This is a genomic window from Paenibacillus filicis (assembly GCF_038070315.1).
In the GTDB taxonomy this organism is placed as follows: Bacteria; Bacillota; Bacilli; order Paenibacillales; family NBRC-103111; genus Paenibacillus_G; species Paenibacillus_G filicis.
The window spans coordinates 689,241-707,162 of sequence record NZ_JBBPCC010000001.1 but is presented as its reverse complement, the minus strand read 5'-3'; the positions used below and the strand labels follow the sequence as shown (position 1 = coordinate 707,162).

Below are 17,922 nucleotides of genomic sequence, written 5' to 3'. Positions count from 1 at the left end.
TTCCCTCCAATTTATCTCCTTATCTCTTGTTTTCTCCCTTATGATGCGGCCGTGCTGACTTTTTAAAGCTTACGTTAAAATATCGGGCAACTTCGTACGAGTTCATGCATAGGTATTTAATACACTTCGGATTTCAGACGAGCGCTCTCCTGTTACGACAAGTCCACGACCGCCCTTGCTTGTGCCGATATTCTTGAAAGCTGGTTTTGCCTGCTGAGCAAAGCCCGGAGGAGGTAAGAAACATGAATATTTTCAAAAAAATCGCCGATTATCGCACGGAGACGGAAAGGCTGGCCTGGTCCGGTACCTTTGCCGAGTACATGCAAAAGCTGCGGGACAATCCTCGCCTTGCCATGACGGCGCATTCGCGGGTTTACGAAATGATCGCCTCTCACGGCATCACCGACGAAGGCGGGCAACGGAAGTATCAGTTTTTTGAGAAGGAGATTTTCGGGCTGAATGCCTCCGTGGAGAAGCTGGTGGAAGAATACTTCCATTCTGCTGCCAGACGTCTCGACGTGCGCAAGCGTATCCTGCTCTTAATGGGTCCGGTGAGTGGAGGCAAGTCGACCCTCGTTACGATGCTCAAGCGGGGGCTGGAACAGTTCTCGCGCACGGACGACGGAGCTGTCTATGCCATCAAGGGCTGCCCGATGCACGAGGAGCCGCTGCATCTGATCCCGCATGAGCTGCGTCACGAGGTGGAGCAGGAATTCGAGGTGAAGATCGAAGGCAATCTTTGCCCATCCTGCCAGATTCGTCTTCGCGACGAATACGGGGGGCGGATTGAGGATGTCATCATCGATCGGGTGTTCATCTCCGAAGATAGCCGGACCGGTATCGGGACGTTCAGCCCGTCGGACCCCAAGTCACAGGATATCGCCGATCTGACCGGCAGTATCGACTTCTCCACGATTACGGAGTACGGCTCGGAGTCCGATCCGCGCGCTTACCGGTTCGACGGGGAGCTCAACAAGGCCAACCGCGGACTGATGGAGTTTCAGGAGATGCTCAAGTGCGACGAGAAGTTCCTGTGGAACCTGCTGTCGTTGACGCAGGAGGGTAATTTCAAGGCCGGGCGTTTTGCGCTGATCAGCGCGGATGAGCTGATTATTGCGCATACGAATGAATCCGAGTATAAATCATTTATCGCCAATAAGAAAAACGAAGCGCTGCAATCGCGTATGATCGTCATGCCGATTCCATATAACCTCAAGGTGTCGGAGGAAGAGCGCATTTATACCAAGCTTATCGAGCAAAGTGACATGAAGCACGTACATATCGCTCCGCATTCGCTGCGGGCAGCCGCCATCTTCTCGATTCTGACCCGTCTGAAGGAGTCCAAGAAGCAGGGCATGGATCTGGTGAAGAAGATGCGCATGTACGATGGTCAGGAAGTCGAGGGCTACAAGGAAGCAGATCTGAAGGAGATGCAGAGCGAGTACCTGGAGGAAGGCATGACGGGTATCGATCCGCGTTATGTTATCAACCGGATCTCCAGTGCGCTGATCCGCCATGATCTGGAATTTATCAATGCCCTGGATGTGCTCAGGGCGCTCAAGGACGGTCTGGATCAGCATCCGTCGATTACGAAGGAGGAGAGGGAGCGGTATTTGAACTTCATCTCCATCGCCCGTAAGGAATATGACGAGCTGGCCAAGAAGGAAGTGCAGAAGGCGTTCGTCTATTCCTTCGATGAATCTGCTAAGACGCTCTTTAATAACTATCTGGACAATATCGAAGCCTATTGCAACTGGGCTAAGATCAAGGATCCGCTAACCGGCGAGGAGATGGACCCGGATGAGAGGCTGATGCGGTCGATCGAGGAGCAGATCGGCATCTCGGAGAATGCGAAGAAAGCGTTCCGCGAAGAAATTTTGATCCGTATGTCGTCCTATTCCCGCAAAGGAAGGCGGTTCGATTACAGCAGCCACGAGCGGCTGCGCGAAGCGATTGAGAAGAAGCTTTTTGCCGATCTGAAAGATATCGTGAAGATTACGACATCGACGAAGACGCCGGATGAGAATCAGCTCAAGCGCATTAATGAGGTGATTAAGCGCCTGGTCGAGGAGCACGGCTATACGACGGCCTCGGCCAACGAACTGCTCCGGTATGTAGGCAGTCTGCTCAATCGGTAGACGTGAAATCTGGCACTCTTGCAGATGAATGATTACACGGTAAAATATAGATAAAAAAAGGCCTCCAAATTCACCGGCCAGGTGGAGTGGGGGTCCTTCTTACGCAGCCTCATACTCGTTTGTCCTTAACGGTAAGCATGTTCTGCTATGGGGAAGAGGTTGAGGCAGGGACGGGAGGCATGTAGATGTCTACCGTCGTGCCTTGACCCAGCACGCTGTGGATTTTCATCTCGCCTCCGTGATTTTCGATAATCTTGAAGGTTACCATCAGCCCGAGCCCTGTGCCCTTCTCCTTGGTCGTATAGAATGGTTCTCCGAGGCGTGGAAGCCGGTCCTCAGGAATGCCGCAGCCTTCATCGGCGAACCGCATCCGTACCCGGCCGTCCTCATGGAGCCTGAAGTCAACGGTGATGGTTCCTCCATCTTCCATAGAATCCACCGAATTGTTCAAAATATTGATGAATACCTGCTTGATCTGGTTCTCATCGCAGTTGATGAGCAGCTGTCCCGGCTCTGCCTGGGTGACGATATTCACTTTGCGGATCATAGCCTGGGAGCCAGTCAGCATAATCGTATTGTGCAGGATCGCGGACGGGTCTCTGGGCTGGAAGACTACCGATTGGGGCTTAGCAATGACCAGAAATTCGCTAACGATGAAATTAATGCGATCCAGCTCTTCCAGCATAATATTGAAATAATGATCGAAGCCGTTAACCCGGGACTGCATGAGCTGCACGAAGCCCCTCAGTGACGTAAGCGGATTACGTATCTCGTGGGCGACCCCTGCAGCCATCTGACCGACGATCGACAGCTTCTCGGAGCGGAGCAGCATCTCCTCGGCCCGCTTGCGTTCGCTGATATCCTGGCCGATCATGAACAGTCCGGCAATCTGCTTGCCTACGAAGATCGGGAAGTTGTGGATGCTCAGCTCAATCCGGCTGCCGTTTTTATGACGGAACGCCACCTCATAATGGGAAGGGGAACCATTCAGCGTACCGAGGAAATTGGCTGCCCAGATCGCGTAATGTTCGGGAAACAGCAGGACGTCGATCGTTTTGTTCAACAGCTCTTGCTCGGTGAAGCCTGTGGCTGCGAACATGACCGGGTTGACGCTTGTAATCTGTCCGCTCAGATTGAAGGAGCAGATCGGGTCCGGGTTATGCTCGAACAGCGATTTGTAGCGCAGCTCGCTTTCCTCCAGGAGGATTTCTGCCTTGCGCTTCTCGTAAAGCGCCTGGATCATCGCATAGGAGCGCGCGAAGCGGTGATCCTCCTCCTGAGCGAGAATGGTCTCGAAGAGATCTTCTTCTTCTGCGGGGAGACCATGATCCAGTTCCTTCATTTTGCGTAAAAGATTGATCACATTCGTGATATGCTCGCTGTGGATCCAGGCTGCCGACGCAGTTTTGGAGGGAGAGTGGGGGCTGACTTGAAGCTTGACGGAGCCTTTGCGCGATTCATACTCGGTCACATGATTCATATTGACCACATTCATCCGGTCGATAAGGCGGAAGCCTTCTTCGTACAGCCATTCCTCGAATGCCTCTAGCGAAGCGGCCCAATAAAACTGTTCGTTCACAGTATGGATGATATATTCCTTATCGCGGATGCACTCGATCTTGACGACTTCATCCGACGGGATAATTAGAATTTCAGAGCTTTTTTTATGACGAACAACTGGTATTTTCTGCATGAAATGAAATCACCTGCCTGTCGCGTTCGGTTCATTATAGCATGGATGAGAGCCCGTATCCTAGTTAAATGTGTAAGCGTATAACAAGGAGGAGTAAAGCGTGTATCTGGGTCCATACGTTTATCCAGGTGTGAGTATATCGACTTACCAGAAATGAAGCCCGGCAGCCGGCTACAGGAGCTGTATAGTCGGATAGCAGGTTCCAAGGCTTCCGGGGGAAGCGTGCTGTGCGCTGCTGAGCCAGCTGTGCTCGAATGATCCTATCATTATAGCTCTTGTCGAATTATGAAGTAAATGATAGACCCTGGAACCAGGGGCTTATTTTTTTGGTGAAAAAGTTCACATTATATGCTCATGACAAAAATCAATCTTTTCTTTATAATTTGTCATAGGGAATGTCATAGGGAAAGTCATACATACTAGAAAGAAGGAATTTGTCAGGATAGGAGACTGCATCTTGATCGACATACACACGCATATTCTTCCAGGAATCGACGACGGCGCTGCAGACGAGGCGCTTGCCGTCCAGATGGCCCAGGCTGCCCAGCAAGAAGGGATCCATACGTTGATCGCCACCCCTCACCATGCCAACGGCAAATATTCCAACCCGGGTATGCATGTGCGCCACGATGTGGACACGTTAAACCGGCTCCTAGAGGCACAAGGAGTGGCCGTGAAGGTGCTTGCCGGCCAGGAGGTGCGGATTAACCGCGAGCTGCTAGACGATCTGCAAGCAGGCGGGACGATCGGCCTTCACGATACGCAGTATCTCCTGCTGGAGCTTCCGACCTCCGATGTTCCTTCCTATACAGAGGAACTGATCCATGAGCTTCGCATCCAGCACCGTATCCCCATCATCGCCCATCCGGAGCGCAACTCCGTGCTTGCCGCCCATCCGGACAAGCTGGCGCACTTGATCGAAGCCGGAGCGTTATCCCAATTGACTTCCCATTCCGTTAACGGAGCGTTCGGGCGCAAGCTGCAGAAGCTTTGTCTCGACTGGTGCGGTCAGGGGCTGGCTCAGTTTGTTTCCTCCGATGCGCATAATCTGGGGAACCGGGCCTTCGGACTTGGACAGGCTTATTCACTTATTGGGCGGGAGTGCGGGAGAACGATGGAGGAATATCTCAGGGACAATGCCGAGCGGCTATTGGAGCGGGAAGAGATCCCTTTTCTGTCGGCGCCACAAGCCAGGAGAAAGCAATGGTGGAAGGTTTGGTGAAACGTTTTAAGTAATGGGGTTTTCTGGGAAGTTAAAGAATCCTTTAGATTGTCTGTGAAAATAGGTAAAAGAATTGACCATTTCTTGATCTTCCTGTAACATTTCATTTTGTACGTGGAAGATCTATACAAGATCTATACAAAGATCTTTAACCTGAAGATAAAGACATAGAAGAGATAGGGCCGTGTTCGTTATATACTACAGTCAGCACAGAGAGGCCGCCTCTCTTCTATATGTTCTTTATAAAATATATGGTTTGATAAGGAGAGGAATGTAACTAGTGAAGAAAAAAATACTTGCCACCACCGTAGCCGCCAGTTTGACAGTGGCATCCTTCGCAGGATTGCCGCTTAGCCAAAAAGGATTGTTTGAGAAAGCCGGGTTCGGCAGTACGGCGCATGCTGCTACGCTGGATGATGTAGAGGCTAAACTTAAATTGCTGCAATCGTATCTGGATTGGGAAGAAGGAGAGAAGGCGGCGGTAGAAGCGGCTGATGCTAAGCTGAAGACGTTGACTGATCCTGCACTTGTCGAGTTGCTTACTAAGAAGCTGGTAGACGATGGTGATAAAAAGGCTGTGCTTAAGCTGTTCACCCAGCTTGATCCGTTCTTTAAAACGAATAAGGCTTCCTTGGTAGCTTATTTGAACAACAAAGAGGTTCGCGCAACTTTAACCAAGCTTCAAGAAGCAGCGGATGTTGATTTGCTGCAATCTGAAGTTACTACAGATGATGTGTTGAACTATGTAAGCTTGTTCCAGTCGGAGCTCTTGACTAGACTTGCGACAGCAGATATTGAGAGCCTGGCTAAGCTGGCAACCAATGACAAAGAAGAATTGAAAAAAATCGTCAAGGAATCGGCTCAGGCTGTTTTAGATCGAGACAATAAGTTCAACGATCTGCTTAAAGGACTCGAAATCGGTGCTGAAGAGCTTGCACAAACTTCTTTAAACTTTATTAAAGAAGTAGATCCTGAGAACGCAGCTGTTTACAGCTTGGGTTTGGCAGCGCTTCGTTATAAAATTGCTCAATCCAGTAATTCTTCATATTCGACTTCCAGTGGTACATATAGTATCAGCTTTGATGTAAAAGGAATTAAAATTCCCGATTCCCTGCTTGAAGTAGGATTTACTCCTTCTGATAGAGGGGTTGCTGTTAGCTATAATTCGGGGATAATTACAGCTAAAGTAACTCAAGCTGGAGCCTCTGTAACGGGCGAAGTATACGGCCGTCTGAAGCTTGGCGCTACGGAATTGGATAAGAAGCTCATTGTTAAGAAAACCGTGACTGTCTCCAAGGAAGAAGAGAAGAGCTCCGGCGGTGGTGGTGGCGGTGGTGGTGGTTTCTCCAGCAGCAACGACCCTGCCGTTGACGCTGTAAGCAAAGAGCTCGACAATGCGGCAGCAGAGCTGGCGAAGCTGGAGGGAAATGCCAAGCAAGCTTACCTGGACGGTCTGGTTACAAAAGCAGCGGAAGCTGTAGCGAAAGCGGCGAACTTGGATCTTTCCAACAAAATCGTCGTAACTGATGGCAAAGCGGAGCTGAAGCTTGATGCGGCTGATTTGGTGAAGCAAATCAAAAATGTACTTGACCAAGTGAAGCTGCTTGGCGACAAGCTGGACAAGCTGGGTGCGAAAGCTGACTTGAGCAAGAAGCTGGAGCTTAAACTTAACTTGGGTACGGTCAATGCAACTGCAATCTCTCTCCCTCTCGCCAAATCCGTGCTGGAAGCAGCAAAGAACGGAAATTTCGCTAACGTTGCGATTCAAGTGAACGGCGTTGGTGTTGCTCTTCAACCTTCTGCTTTCAATGCAGATACGACGTTGGCTATTCAAACTCAGGATGCTTCGGCCATTAAGGACGTTACTGACCTGCCGGTTGCTTCCAAAGTATATGAATTTACCATCACGGTTGACGGTAAAACGGTCTCTACCTTCTCCGCTCCGATCGTCCTGAGCTTGCCGGTAGATGATGTATCCAAGTTCGACAAAGAAAAGCTGACGCTTGCTAAGATTGTTGGCGGCAAGCTGGAGTACTATGGCGGCTTGTACAATGCAGCGACGAAGCAACTGTCGCAAAATCGCAGCTCGTTCTCGTCCTATACGGTTGTTGAAAACAACGTAACGTTCGACGACACGCTTTCCGTACAAGCATGGGCCGGACGCCAGATCGAAGTTACTGCGGCCAAAGGCATCGTGGAAGGCCGTGGAGACAAGCAGTTCGTGCCGAATGACAACGTAACGCGTGCCGAGTTCGCCAAGATGATCGTCAACACATTTGGCCTGCAGGCTGCAAATGCATCCGAAAGCTTCGACGATGTGAACGATAGCGATTGGTTCCAGCCTTATGTCGCTTCCGCTGTCAAGCACGGACTTGTGAATGGCCGTTCCGAGGGCAAGTTTGAGCCAAACGGCAAGATCACTCGCGCTGAGATGGCAACGATCGCTGCAAGAGCGTTGACTTCGGTCAAAGATCTGGCTGCCGTGAAGGATGCCGATGCTGCACTGAAGGGCTTCGTAGACGCAGCAGATGTCAATGAGTCTCTGAAATCGGGCGTTGCCTTGTCTGCTTCCGCAGGCATCATCGTCGGAGAAGAAGGCGACAAGTTCAATCCGAATGCTAACTCTACACGTGCTCAAGCAGCTGTAGTGATCTACCGTTTGCTGAATAAGTAATCTGTCTTACAATCGGATACCTCCTCTCCTCGCGGGGGGAGGTATCGGTTTTGATTGTTCACGATTACTCACGCACTCAATGCTGCCTTTCTATGGATGGAGGAACATAATGGAACTCGATTTGAAGGATTATATCAAGATCATTCGCAAGCGGATCTGGCTAATCCTTGCCTTTGTTTTACTCTGCACACTCGCTACAGGAGTTGTCAGCTACTTCTTCATGGAGCCTGTCTATGAGGCATCCACGAAGCTGATCGTGAATAAATCCAATGAACAGCAGGGTATGCAGCAGGTGGACATCAACTCGGTCAACTTGAACATCCGGCTGATCGATACGTATAAAGAAGTCATCAAGACGCCTCGTATTATGGATAAAGTAGCCAAGGATTACCCGCAGTTTAACCTCAGCGCCGATGAGCTGATCAAGAAGGTACGAGTTAGTTCTGTGAACAACACGCAGGTCATGACCCTGATTGTCCAGGACAACTCCTACAATAAAGCGGCAGACATCGTGAATGCGGTGTCCAAGGTGTTTCAGGATCAGATTCCTTCCATTATGAAGGTAGACAATGTGTCCCTGCTTAATGAAGCGACTTATCTGGAGAATCCAACTCCAGTCAAGCCTAATCCGAATCTGAATATCGCCATTAGCTTTGTCGTTTCCCTGATGCTTGCGATCGGGCTTGCCTTCCTGATGGAGTATTTGGATGACTCCATTAAGACAGAGGAAGATATCAAACAGTATCTGGATCTTCCTACGATGGCGATGATTGCCAAGATCAAGGACGAAGATATGCTTGCGACAAAAGCGACTTCGTCATCCAAACCTGGACAAGTAGGTGAACCGACCCGTGCTTCCATCAACCAATAACCGCCGGCCGATCATTACACATGAGAATCCGAAATCCCCGATTTCCGAGGCCTACCGGACGCTGCGGACCAACATCCAGTTCTCGGCTATCGACGAAGAACTGCGGGTCATCATGGTAACCTCGGCAGGTCCGGGCGAGGGCAAGTCGACCACCTTAACGAACCTGGCCGTGGCTTACGCCCAGACCGATATGAAGGTTGTTGTGATCGACGCGGATTTACGCAAGCCTACGATGCATCACACGTTTTCCGTAACGAACCGATGGGGACTGACTTCGATTATATCCGGCCAAGCCAAGCTGAATGAGGTTGTACAGCAGACGTATGTGGACAATCTGTCCTTGATCACATCGGGGCCGATTCCTCCCAATCCCTCCGAAATGCTCGCTTCCAAGCGCATGACTGCTTTGCTGGAGGATTTGAAGCAATCTTTCGATATTATCCTGGTCGATGCTCCTCCGACCTTGGCCGTAACCGATTCCCAGATCGTAGCGACCAAGTGTGACGGTGTCATTCTCGTCGTAGACTCAGGCAAGGTGAAACGCGATATGGCAATCAAGGCCAAGGCCAACCTGGATCATGTCAAAGCCCGTATCCTGGGGGTCGTTCTGAATAACATGGACCGTAAGAATGCGGAATCCTATTACTATTATTACTACGGGACCAGTGAGTCCCAAAAATAACAGCTCGGCATGTAATGGAGGATGGACATGAGTTACGAAAAAAGACATTCGCTGCTCGTTATACTGGACATGGCGATTGTATGGTTCAGCATTTTAACCGCATATGTACTTCGCTTTGACGGCAGTATCCCATCCTCCTTCACTGTTCAGGCTTTGATTTATGGGACCGTATCCTGCGTTATTTGCTTCCTGACGATGCGATACTTCAAGCTGTATAACCGGGTCTGGCAGTATGCCAGTATCGGGGAGATCGTCGCGATCTTCAAGTCCGTCACGATCGGGGTCATTCTCTCCTACCTCGTAACATACCTGATTACGATGGAAAGAGTGCCGTTGTCCATCCTGCTAAGACATTATGAAACACTTCTGCTTTGTGTAGGAGGATCGCGCTTTCTGTGGCGGGTATTGCGGGACCGTTATTTGGTTAAGAAGAAGCCAGTCCATAAAAACGCGCTGATCTTCGGCGCAGGGGATTGCGGAGCACTGATAGCGAAAGAAATGCTCAGCCAGTTGGACGCAACGATCTATCCCGTAGCATTCATCGATGATGACCCAATGAAGCATAGACAGCATATACATAATCTTCCCGTTGTAGGTTCACGTGAACATATAGTTGCAGCGGCAACTTCTTTGGAAATAAAAGAAATTATTATCGCAATGCCCTCCGTATCAAGGAAAGCGACAGCTGAGATCATTGAAGTATGCAAGGGCACGAAGGCCAAGCTAAGAATCATTCCGAACCTCACGGATCTGATCCATGGAAAAGTAACCGTCAAGCAAATTCGCGATGTAGAAGTCGAAGACTTGCTGGGGCGTGATCCTGTCAATGTGGATCTGGAGGGAATCGCTAATTACGTTGAAAACAAAACGGTCCTCGTCACGGGAGCCGGAGGCTCTATCGGCTCCGAGCTATGCCGACAAATCGCACCCTTCCAGCCCAAATGCTTGGTACTTCTCGGGCATGGTGAGAACAGTATTTACAATATCGAGATGGAAATGCGTACGAAATTTCCGGAAATCCCGATCGAGACCGTTATCGCTGATATACAGGATAGAGAAAGAATCGATGAAGTGTTCCAGATGTACCGACCTGAGGTCGTCTTCCATGCAGCTGCCCACAAGCACGTACCTCTGATGGAACGTAACCCTGCGGAGGCGATCAAGAACAACGTGTTCGGCACGAAAAACGTCGCGGAAGCCGCAGATCGTTATGGTAGCGAACGGTTCGTGATGATCTCGACCGATAAGGCGGTGAACCCGACGAGTATTATGGGGACCACGAAGCGGATTGCCGAGATGATCGTCCAATCACTGGGCAAGACCAGCAAGACCAAGTTCGTAGCGGTGCGATTCGGCAACGTTCTCGGCAGCCGTGGAAGCGTTATTCCACACTTCAAGCGCCAGATCGCCTTAGGCGGTCCGGTGACCGTTACCCATCCGGAGATGATCCGCTACTTCATGACCATCCCGGAGGCTGTACAACTTGTGATCCAGGCCGGTGCCTTTGCCAAGGGTGGCGAGATCTTCATCCTGGATATGGGCGAGCCGGTGCGGATTGTGAAGCTGGCTGAAGACTTGATCCGCTTGTCCGGCTTCGAGCCGTATGAGGAGATGGAGATTGAATTCAGCGGCATTCGCCCGGGAGAGAAGCTGTATGAGGAGCTTTTGACGGATGAGGAAGGCATTGGATCAACGGTGCATGACCGGATATTTATCGGAAAGCCGACGTTGGTGAACCAGGCTCAGTTCGAGTTGGAGTTGAAGATGCTGGAGAAGAGCTTGAGCGGGGATCGGGCTGAGATTAGGGAGAGTTTGAAGAGTATGGTACCGACATTTTTAAATGTGTCTTGAATAAAATATACATCTTATACAAACTACTTTATTATGATACTAAGTTTTATTGCTAAACTAATACAAAATATATTGAGTGTGATAGAATGTCAGCGGATGAACTTATTCAGAGTAAAAAGAATGAAAGAAGAGAGTCAATGAGAGGGCTTGTTACTCAAATCAAGCACTACTCAATTGCAGTTGCTATTCCAGCATTAATATCACTACTTTCTTCAGCGATTTTCACTCGTCTGTTTGAGATAAATGAATATGGTATTTATGCTAGCGTCTTTTCTATTGTTGGGATAGTCACAACAGTACTAAGTCAGTTGTTTAAACAACCAATTGTAAGATATGCTTCTGGAGGAAAAGAAGAGGAAATTGAAAAAATACTAACATTAACATTCTATGGGCTTATTTTGGTTAGTGTGTTGATAACAACAGTTATATTATTACTATTCAATAATAAGTTTTTCCTTGATTACCGTGAATATTTAATACCTTCCGGGATATTTGGGATTTTAAGTATAACTTTTTCTATTATGAGTGCTATATTACAATCGCAATTACAATCAGCTTATTATTCAAAAATAGAAGTTCTTAATAATGTTTTTAAGTTTATTTTTAGTGTTTTATTTGCATTTTCTTTATCAAAATCTCCTGTAGCTTTACTTTGGGGAGCGATTGCAGCATGGATGTTGCTTTTCTTTCCTTTGTTGAGAAGATTAAAGTCTGATGTAGTGCTTACAGTTAGAGTTAAGATGTATAAGGTTAAAGAATTACTGCATAGTAGCAGGAAAATGCTAATGTACGGAACACCTATGATGATTTGGTTTTTGGCTTCTAGTGTCTTAAGCATCAGCGATAGAATAATAATAAATATTTTTAGAGGGTCAGAAGAAGTTGGTATTTACTCTGCAAGTTATAATCTGGTTAGTGGTACAATCGGACTCATTTCAATGCCAGTCTCAATAGCAGCATACCCATTTCTAATGAGTGCATGGTCAAAAGGGCATAAGGGCGAAGTTGTCCATTGGTTGGGAACTGTCTCTGCAATGATTCTATCCTCTGGTATTGTGTTACTGGGGGGGTGTTGGTTGTTTTATGTTGATATAGCTGAAATTTTTTTAGGAGAAAATTTTAGGGTGGGATCTTCAATAATGCCAGTTGCCTTAGCAGGTATGGTATTTATGTCATTTGCTCATTATGCACATAAGCCGTTTGAATTTTATGAAAAAACGACTAATATCATGTTGCTCATTATCTTTATAGCTTTGATTAATATTATCTTAAATGTATTACTTGTTCCTTTTTTTGGTTATAAAATAGCTGCCTGGACAACATTGATCTGCTATTTTTTATATAGCATATTTGGTTATCTATCTGGGAGAAAGCTCTTAAATTGGAGTGTGAAGTGGAAATTGCCAGTAGTAACCTTATGCAGTGCAGTTTTTGCTATTGCAGTTGTAAAACTTATTAGTTATTACTTTGTTATAGAGAATGTATTTTTGCATTTATTGTTAGGAATCTCTTTTTATACATTAGTTTGTTTAATTCCTCTAGCGATGATTTATAAAAAACAGATTTTAGTAACAATGAGGAAAAGAATTAAGGGGTAACGAAATTTAATTTGTATACGATCGCTATTTAGATGGAAATAATTTATTAAACCATATGATTATCATTAGATCCGTTAGCTTGTTTTTTAAGCTATTAAATGTGACTTTCTGTTATGGTGATCGTAGAGACCACATTATAGTTAGACATTGCAGTTGAGCAAATCTACATCTAGTAGCGATTGAATATCGACTTGATGTGATATGTTCTAAACAGGTCCTTAAGTACCAACATTAATGAATTATTGACGGATACGTAATATGATTAGTAGCATTGCTTCCTCATCCATTAGTTTATAGTTGATTGAAATCTGGGTGTAGCTTATAGTTTCATTTTTAACGGATATTCCATATTTATAGATGTAGGGTTTGGAGGTTGTTATTGTGAGCAAGCAGACAAGAGTGATTATAATTAATGGGTATGGTACGATGAATCGTGGTGATCATGCACTATTGAGCTTATCCATAGACCATGCTCGAAAAGCATTTGGAACAGATAGTGATGTTACTGCTTCGGTATTATATCCACAAGATGAAGATCCTTCCTTTTTTGGTGCAAAAGAAGTTGTGCCGCATATATTAGGAGGTATTAATAGTTCAGGTGTTAAAAGGAGATTTTTATTAATTTTGAACGTTTTATGGTTTTTGATTGTGTTATTTACTTTGAAAGAAATACCTTTTTTAGGGAAAGAAAGGACTTTCAGGGCGGTAAAAAAAGCTGATGTCGTATTAAGTTGTGCAGGTGGCTATCTAAATGATGCATCAACAGGGTTTATTGCAGCATGTGCTGAAATATTACTTGCATTAAGATTGAAGAAAAAAGTCATATTATTACCTCAGAGTATAGGGCCTTTTAGAACAAATTTTCGGAAGTATTTGGTGGCTAAGTTACTTAATAACGTGCATCTTGTTGTCGCACGAGATCAACCAAGTGTTGAAACATGTTTGCAAGACTTGAAAATGCATGGGAATAACATCATAGAGATTCCTGATTTAATGTTTGGAGATTTGCCAGAGTTGAAAAAAAATGTTTTCAAGAAAAATAAATTAGGAATTACTGTGATAAATTGGGAATGGCCAGGGGTAAATAGAGAAGAAAATCAGAAGAGATATATAATGGAAATTGCTAATTTTATTGATTGTGTAAAAGATAAATACGAAATTTTTCTTTTTGAACAAGTAAAGGAACAACGAGGAGTTCCAGGTGATACAACTGCAATTAGACAATTATCAGAAATTCTAAATAAGAAAAATATTACTATTAATTTTGTTCCTTCTGACATTTCTTTAAAAGCATATATTGAAGAAATAAGAAGCTGTGAATTTTTTATTGCAAGTAGATTACATTCAGGATTATTTGCTATTGTAGGAAATGTTCCGACTATAACTATAGCCTACCAACCAAAAACTGTAGGTGCAATGAAATTACTAGGACTAGAACAATATTCAGTGAATATTGAAGTTGTGACAGCAGAAGTATTATGGAAAAAATTAGAAGTTCTACAAGAGAATCGTCATGAAATTATTGAAGTTAGTCAGCAAAAAATAGAATTAATTCAAAAGGAACTTAATCAACTACCTTTTAGAATTAAAGAAAAGGTTGAAATAAAATGAGGAATATTTTATTGCATGGTGCACTATCTTTTCCTCCAACTGGTGTTGGAGTTGCTAATGAAATTATCATTGAAGAATTAGAAAAAAGGAACGTTAATGTAATTAAAATTAGAAGAGGGAGCGGCAATAGTAAATTTTTAACTTGGGATGGTAAAGTATCAATTAACCGGGTTGCTCAAACTTTTAACGAAATTTTTAAAATAGCCTGGACATTATGGAAAGTTGATATTGACTGCATGTACATGTCTGCTGGACAAAGTACTGTAGGCATAATTGCTGATATGATTAAAATTAGTTTTTGTGTTTTAAACAAAGTGCCCATCGTTATTCATGTTCATGGAGGACGATTGGCTGAAAGCATTAATAACCTGCCTAAGTATTTAAAGAATAGATATATTAGCTTATTGAATAAATCCAGGTGTGTTATTGCATTGACTGACGACCAACGGCGGAGTATCACTAATGTCGGTTTAACAAATGTTATTACTATTTATAATGCTGTTAAAGAGAATGAGGTTTGCAATATTGAAATGGTAGAAGGCAAATTAAAAAGATCATCAAAAAAATTAAATGTAGTGTATTTAAGCAATTTAATTGAGGAAAAGGGATATAAAGATTTAGTCAATAGTGCACTAGAATTGAACAAAAGTTATGGTGAGCATTTTGTATTTAGATTCGCTGGGCAATGGGGAAGTGTACATGATAAAGTTTGGTTTAGTGAAAAAACAAAAGACTTAAGAAATTGTACATATGAAGGCGTTGTGCGAGGAGAGAACAAAAAGGATCTATTGGAATGGGCAGATGTATGGGTTTTACCAACTTATTTTGTTGAAGAGGGATTACCGATATCGTTGCTAGAAGCAATGTGGTCTGGTTGTGCAGTTATTACTACAAACTACAGAGGTATACCTGAAGTAGTAACTGATCAAGGTGCTATATTTGTCAGTGCTAACTGTCCATCTGAGGTTACTGCTGCTCTGTTAAAATTACTGACAGATAAAGCAACGATGAAAAATATGATTAGGGTAAACACCACAAAAGCTAGAGAGAGTTTTAAAGAATCATTTTTCTCAAATAGGGTTATTGAAACATTTAATCTAGGAGATGGAAAATGAAAGTATTAGTAGTAGCGCAATATGTTTCTGTACACACACGTGTAGGTAGGTTATTAAATCAATTAATTGAAAGCGGACATGATGTAACATTAGTTACAGCCAATTTTGATCATAGTGCAAAGAAAAGAAACTTGGATTTAAGTTATTTCCATGGGGTCAATTGTATTAAAATAGAAGTACTCGGTTACAGAAAAACCTTAGGGTTAATGAGAGTCTTATCAAATTATATTTTTGCTAAAAAAATAAACAAGGTATTAAATAAATCAATAGGATTTGATGCAGCAGTGGTTACAGTACCAACTGCTATAAGTGCTAAAAAGTTATCAAAAATAGCAAAAAAAAAGAGCTTTCCTCTAATTATGGATGTTCTAGATTTATGGCCACAAGCATTGCCTATACCAAAAAGACTTACGACAGTTTTACAGCCAATACTCAAAATTTGGTATAAGCATAATGAGAATGTATACAAGAATGCATCAGGATTGGTCTCACATTCTAAAAATTATTTGAGCTATTTGAATAAATTAACTGAATCGAAGATTTTAACAAGACACATCCCACTTGGCTGCTATCCATCCGAAAATGTAGCAGAGGAAACAAAAGATCATAGTAGTATAATTACTATAGGTTATGCTGGTAATCTTGGTTGGAGCTATGATTTTGATACTGTTCTTGAGGCTATAGCTAAGCTTAATAGGAATTCACAGAATAAGATACATCTGAAATTAATTGGTGATGGAGAAAGAAGAGAAGAACTTTTAAAAAAGGCAAAGGAACATGGAGTAGACTTAACTGTTACTGGTATTGTTCCCCATAATAGTTTGTTAAAATGTCTTAGTGAATGCAGCATTGGAATAATACCATTTCGAAAAGATACTATCGTAAGTTGGCCATACAAAGTCAATGATTATTTGAGTGTAGGTATACCTATTGTATGTAGTATTGAGGGGGAAGTTGGAGAAATATTAATTGAAGAAAAAGCTGGTATTGTATATGAAGCGGGTAGTTCTCAGGACTTAACTTCAAAGCTAAGCAGCTTGTTAAGCTCAGTAGATCTTCAAAATAAAATGAAGAAAAATGCTCTAAATCTCGCAAATAGATTAGAGGTTAGTAAAGTTTATCAATCATATGTAGATTTTTTAGTTGAAGTAGTTAGGGGAGGTTCGAGTTGACGGAATTACTAACCTCTCTTTTTTTCCTAAATATCTTATTATTTGTTATCATTGTTAGTTATAAATACAAGAGTATTTTAATGTTTACATTTATGCTTTCAATTATTCTATCCTATAGTGGAAGAGGAATAGCAATAAAATATAACATTATTAACTCTAGATATATGGGTACTGAAGAAGGTTTTATCTTGTCTAATCTTTATGTTTGTGCTTGGACACTAGTTGTTGGTGTCCTGTATGTGTTGGTAAGAGGAATCTTAAAATCCAATGCTAACTTCGAAGTAATTGATAACAAAAAAAAACAAATAGTAATTTGTTTGAAAACAAGAATGTTATTACTTTTATTTTTTATTATTAATCTTTTTGGGGTTATTCACATACTACAAACTATTGGATTTGAGTATTTATGGTTGAGTAGGATGTCTGCACTCAATGGTATTGGTTACTGGGCAATTATGTCCACTATATATCTATATATTGTAATTTTCTTTCTTTGTGCATTCATAATTACAAAAACAAGGATAAATTGGTTTATAGCTTTACATCTTGTGCCTGCTACATTGTTTACAATGATCTACGGATCACGTGCTAGTTTTATAGAGCCACTAATAATACTTATCATTTCTTTTTCATTATCAAGAAAAATCTCGAAAAAATTACTTATTGTATATATTGGATTCGTTTGTTTTGTAGTAGTTTTTTTTCCTATACTAACTGGTCGTGATTCATTTCAAGGAGTTGCATCAATATTTGCAAGTACTCCCGAATTTGATGTTTTATGGAGTCTGGTTGATGCGAAATATGATGATAAAATATTTACATATTTATCACCCATTTATTGGATGTTTGGGGATTCTTTTAAAGATGGAAATAGTATAATAACACAAATGTTTTTTTTGAGGGTTTGGGAATCTGGTGCTCAATTAAGACCTGGGGCTATTGGCGAATCAATCTTAAATTTAGGCTGGTTAGGTGGCTTATTAATTGCTGGGGTAGCAGGTTCAATATTAGGATTTATAGATAACTTAATAAGCAAAAAAAGAAGGATATTAGATATATTGATTTATGGTATGTGTATAGTTTTATTAATGAAATGGGTTAGGGGAGATGAATTTAGAGTTTTTCTTAATATAGCAATATTTATTCTATCACTTAGTTTGATTTTTTTTACAAATAGTTTTTTTCGTAACTTAATTATTACGTATAGTAAAGGTTTGACCTTTATAATGAGACGACGTTAAATCCTATATATTAGGTGTGAATATATAGGATTGAAGACTAAGGCGTTCAAAAGT

The 17,922-nt window shown here is 43.2% G+C and carries 12 protein-coding genes; 11 read left to right on the top strand and 1 reads right to left on the bottom strand.

Annotated elements, in window-relative coordinates:
* The first annotated feature begins 242 nt into the window (after positions 1-242).
* Positions 243-2,138 (top strand): PrkA family serine protein kinase, encoded by a 1,896-nt coding sequence (locus WMW72_RS03220; RefSeq protein WP_341413957.1) that lies wholly within the window; start codon positions 243-245, stop codon positions 2,136-2,138.
* 145 nt (positions 2,139-2,283) lie between these two features.
* On the opposite strand, the gene WMW72_RS03215 is transcribed toward WMW72_RS03220, so the two are convergent.
* Positions 2,284-3,831 carry an ATP-binding protein gene (locus tag WMW72_RS03215; protein WP_341413956.1) on the bottom strand — a complete coding sequence of 516 codons (1,548 nt, stop codon included), beginning with the start codon at positions 3,829-3,831 and terminating at the stop codon, positions 2,284-2,286.
* 457 nt (positions 3,832-4,288) lie between these two features.
* Between WMW72_RS03215 and WMW72_RS03210 the strand changes: the two genes are divergently transcribed.
* From WMW72_RS03210 to WMW72_RS03165, 10 genes are all read left to right on the top strand, one after another.
* Positions 4,289-5,053, top strand: coding sequence for a tyrosine-protein phosphatase (locus WMW72_RS03210; protein WP_341413955.1), 765 nt, complete (start codon positions 4,289-4,291; stop codon positions 5,051-5,053).
* Between the two features lie 280 nt (positions 5,054-5,333).
* On the top strand, positions 5,334-7,727 hold the full coding sequence (locus tag WMW72_RS03205; protein ID WP_341413954.1) for an S-layer homology domain-containing protein: 2,394 nt from the start codon (positions 5,334-5,336) through the stop codon (positions 7,725-7,727).
* A 109-nt stretch (positions 7,728-7,836) separates the two neighbouring features.
* Positions 7,837-8,598, top strand: a complete 762-nt coding sequence (locus WMW72_RS03200; RefSeq protein ID WP_341413953.1) for a YveK family protein — start codon at positions 7,837-7,839, stop codon at positions 8,596-8,598.
* Complete coding sequence (locus tag WMW72_RS03195; RefSeq protein ID WP_341413952.1) at positions 8,579-9,280, top strand: CpsD/CapB family tyrosine-protein kinase; 702 nt, start codon at positions 8,579-8,581, stop codon at positions 9,278-9,280. The genes WMW72_RS03200 and WMW72_RS03195 overlap by 20 nt, the downstream gene beginning before the upstream one ends.
* Positions 9,281-9,307: 27 nt before the next feature.
* Entirely contained in the window at positions 9,308-11,131 is a 1,824-nt protein-coding gene (locus tag WMW72_RS03190; RefSeq protein WP_341413951.1) for a polysaccharide biosynthesis protein, read from the top strand.
* 86 nt (positions 11,132-11,217) lie between these two features.
* Positions 11,218-12,729 carry a lipopolysaccharide biosynthesis protein gene (locus WMW72_RS03185; RefSeq protein WP_341413950.1) on the top strand — a complete coding sequence of 504 codons (1,512 nt, stop codon included), beginning with the start codon at positions 11,218-11,220 and terminating at the stop codon, positions 12,727-12,729.
* 381 nt (positions 12,730-13,110) lie between these two features.
* Positions 13,111-14,340, top strand: a complete 1,230-nt coding sequence (locus WMW72_RS03180) for a polysaccharide pyruvyl transferase family protein (RefSeq protein ID WP_341413949.1) — start codon at positions 13,111-13,113, stop codon at positions 14,338-14,340.
* Positions 14,337-15,455, top strand: a complete 1,119-nt coding sequence (locus WMW72_RS03175; protein ID WP_341413948.1) for a glycosyltransferase family 4 protein — start codon at positions 14,337-14,339, stop codon at positions 15,453-15,455. The genes WMW72_RS03180 and WMW72_RS03175 overlap by 4 nt, the downstream gene beginning before the upstream one ends.
* Positions 15,452-16,627, top strand: coding sequence for a glycosyltransferase family 4 protein (locus tag WMW72_RS03170; protein WP_341413947.1), 1,176 nt, complete (start codon positions 15,452-15,454; stop codon positions 16,625-16,627). The genes WMW72_RS03175 and WMW72_RS03170 overlap by 4 nt, the downstream gene beginning before the upstream one ends.
* A complete protein-coding gene (locus WMW72_RS03165) occupies positions 16,624-17,868 on the top strand; it encodes a hypothetical protein (protein WP_341413946.1) in 1,245 nt (414 codons plus the stop codon). The genes WMW72_RS03170 and WMW72_RS03165 overlap by 4 nt, the downstream gene beginning before the upstream one ends.
* The last annotated feature ends 54 nt before the right edge of the window (positions 17,869-17,922 follow it).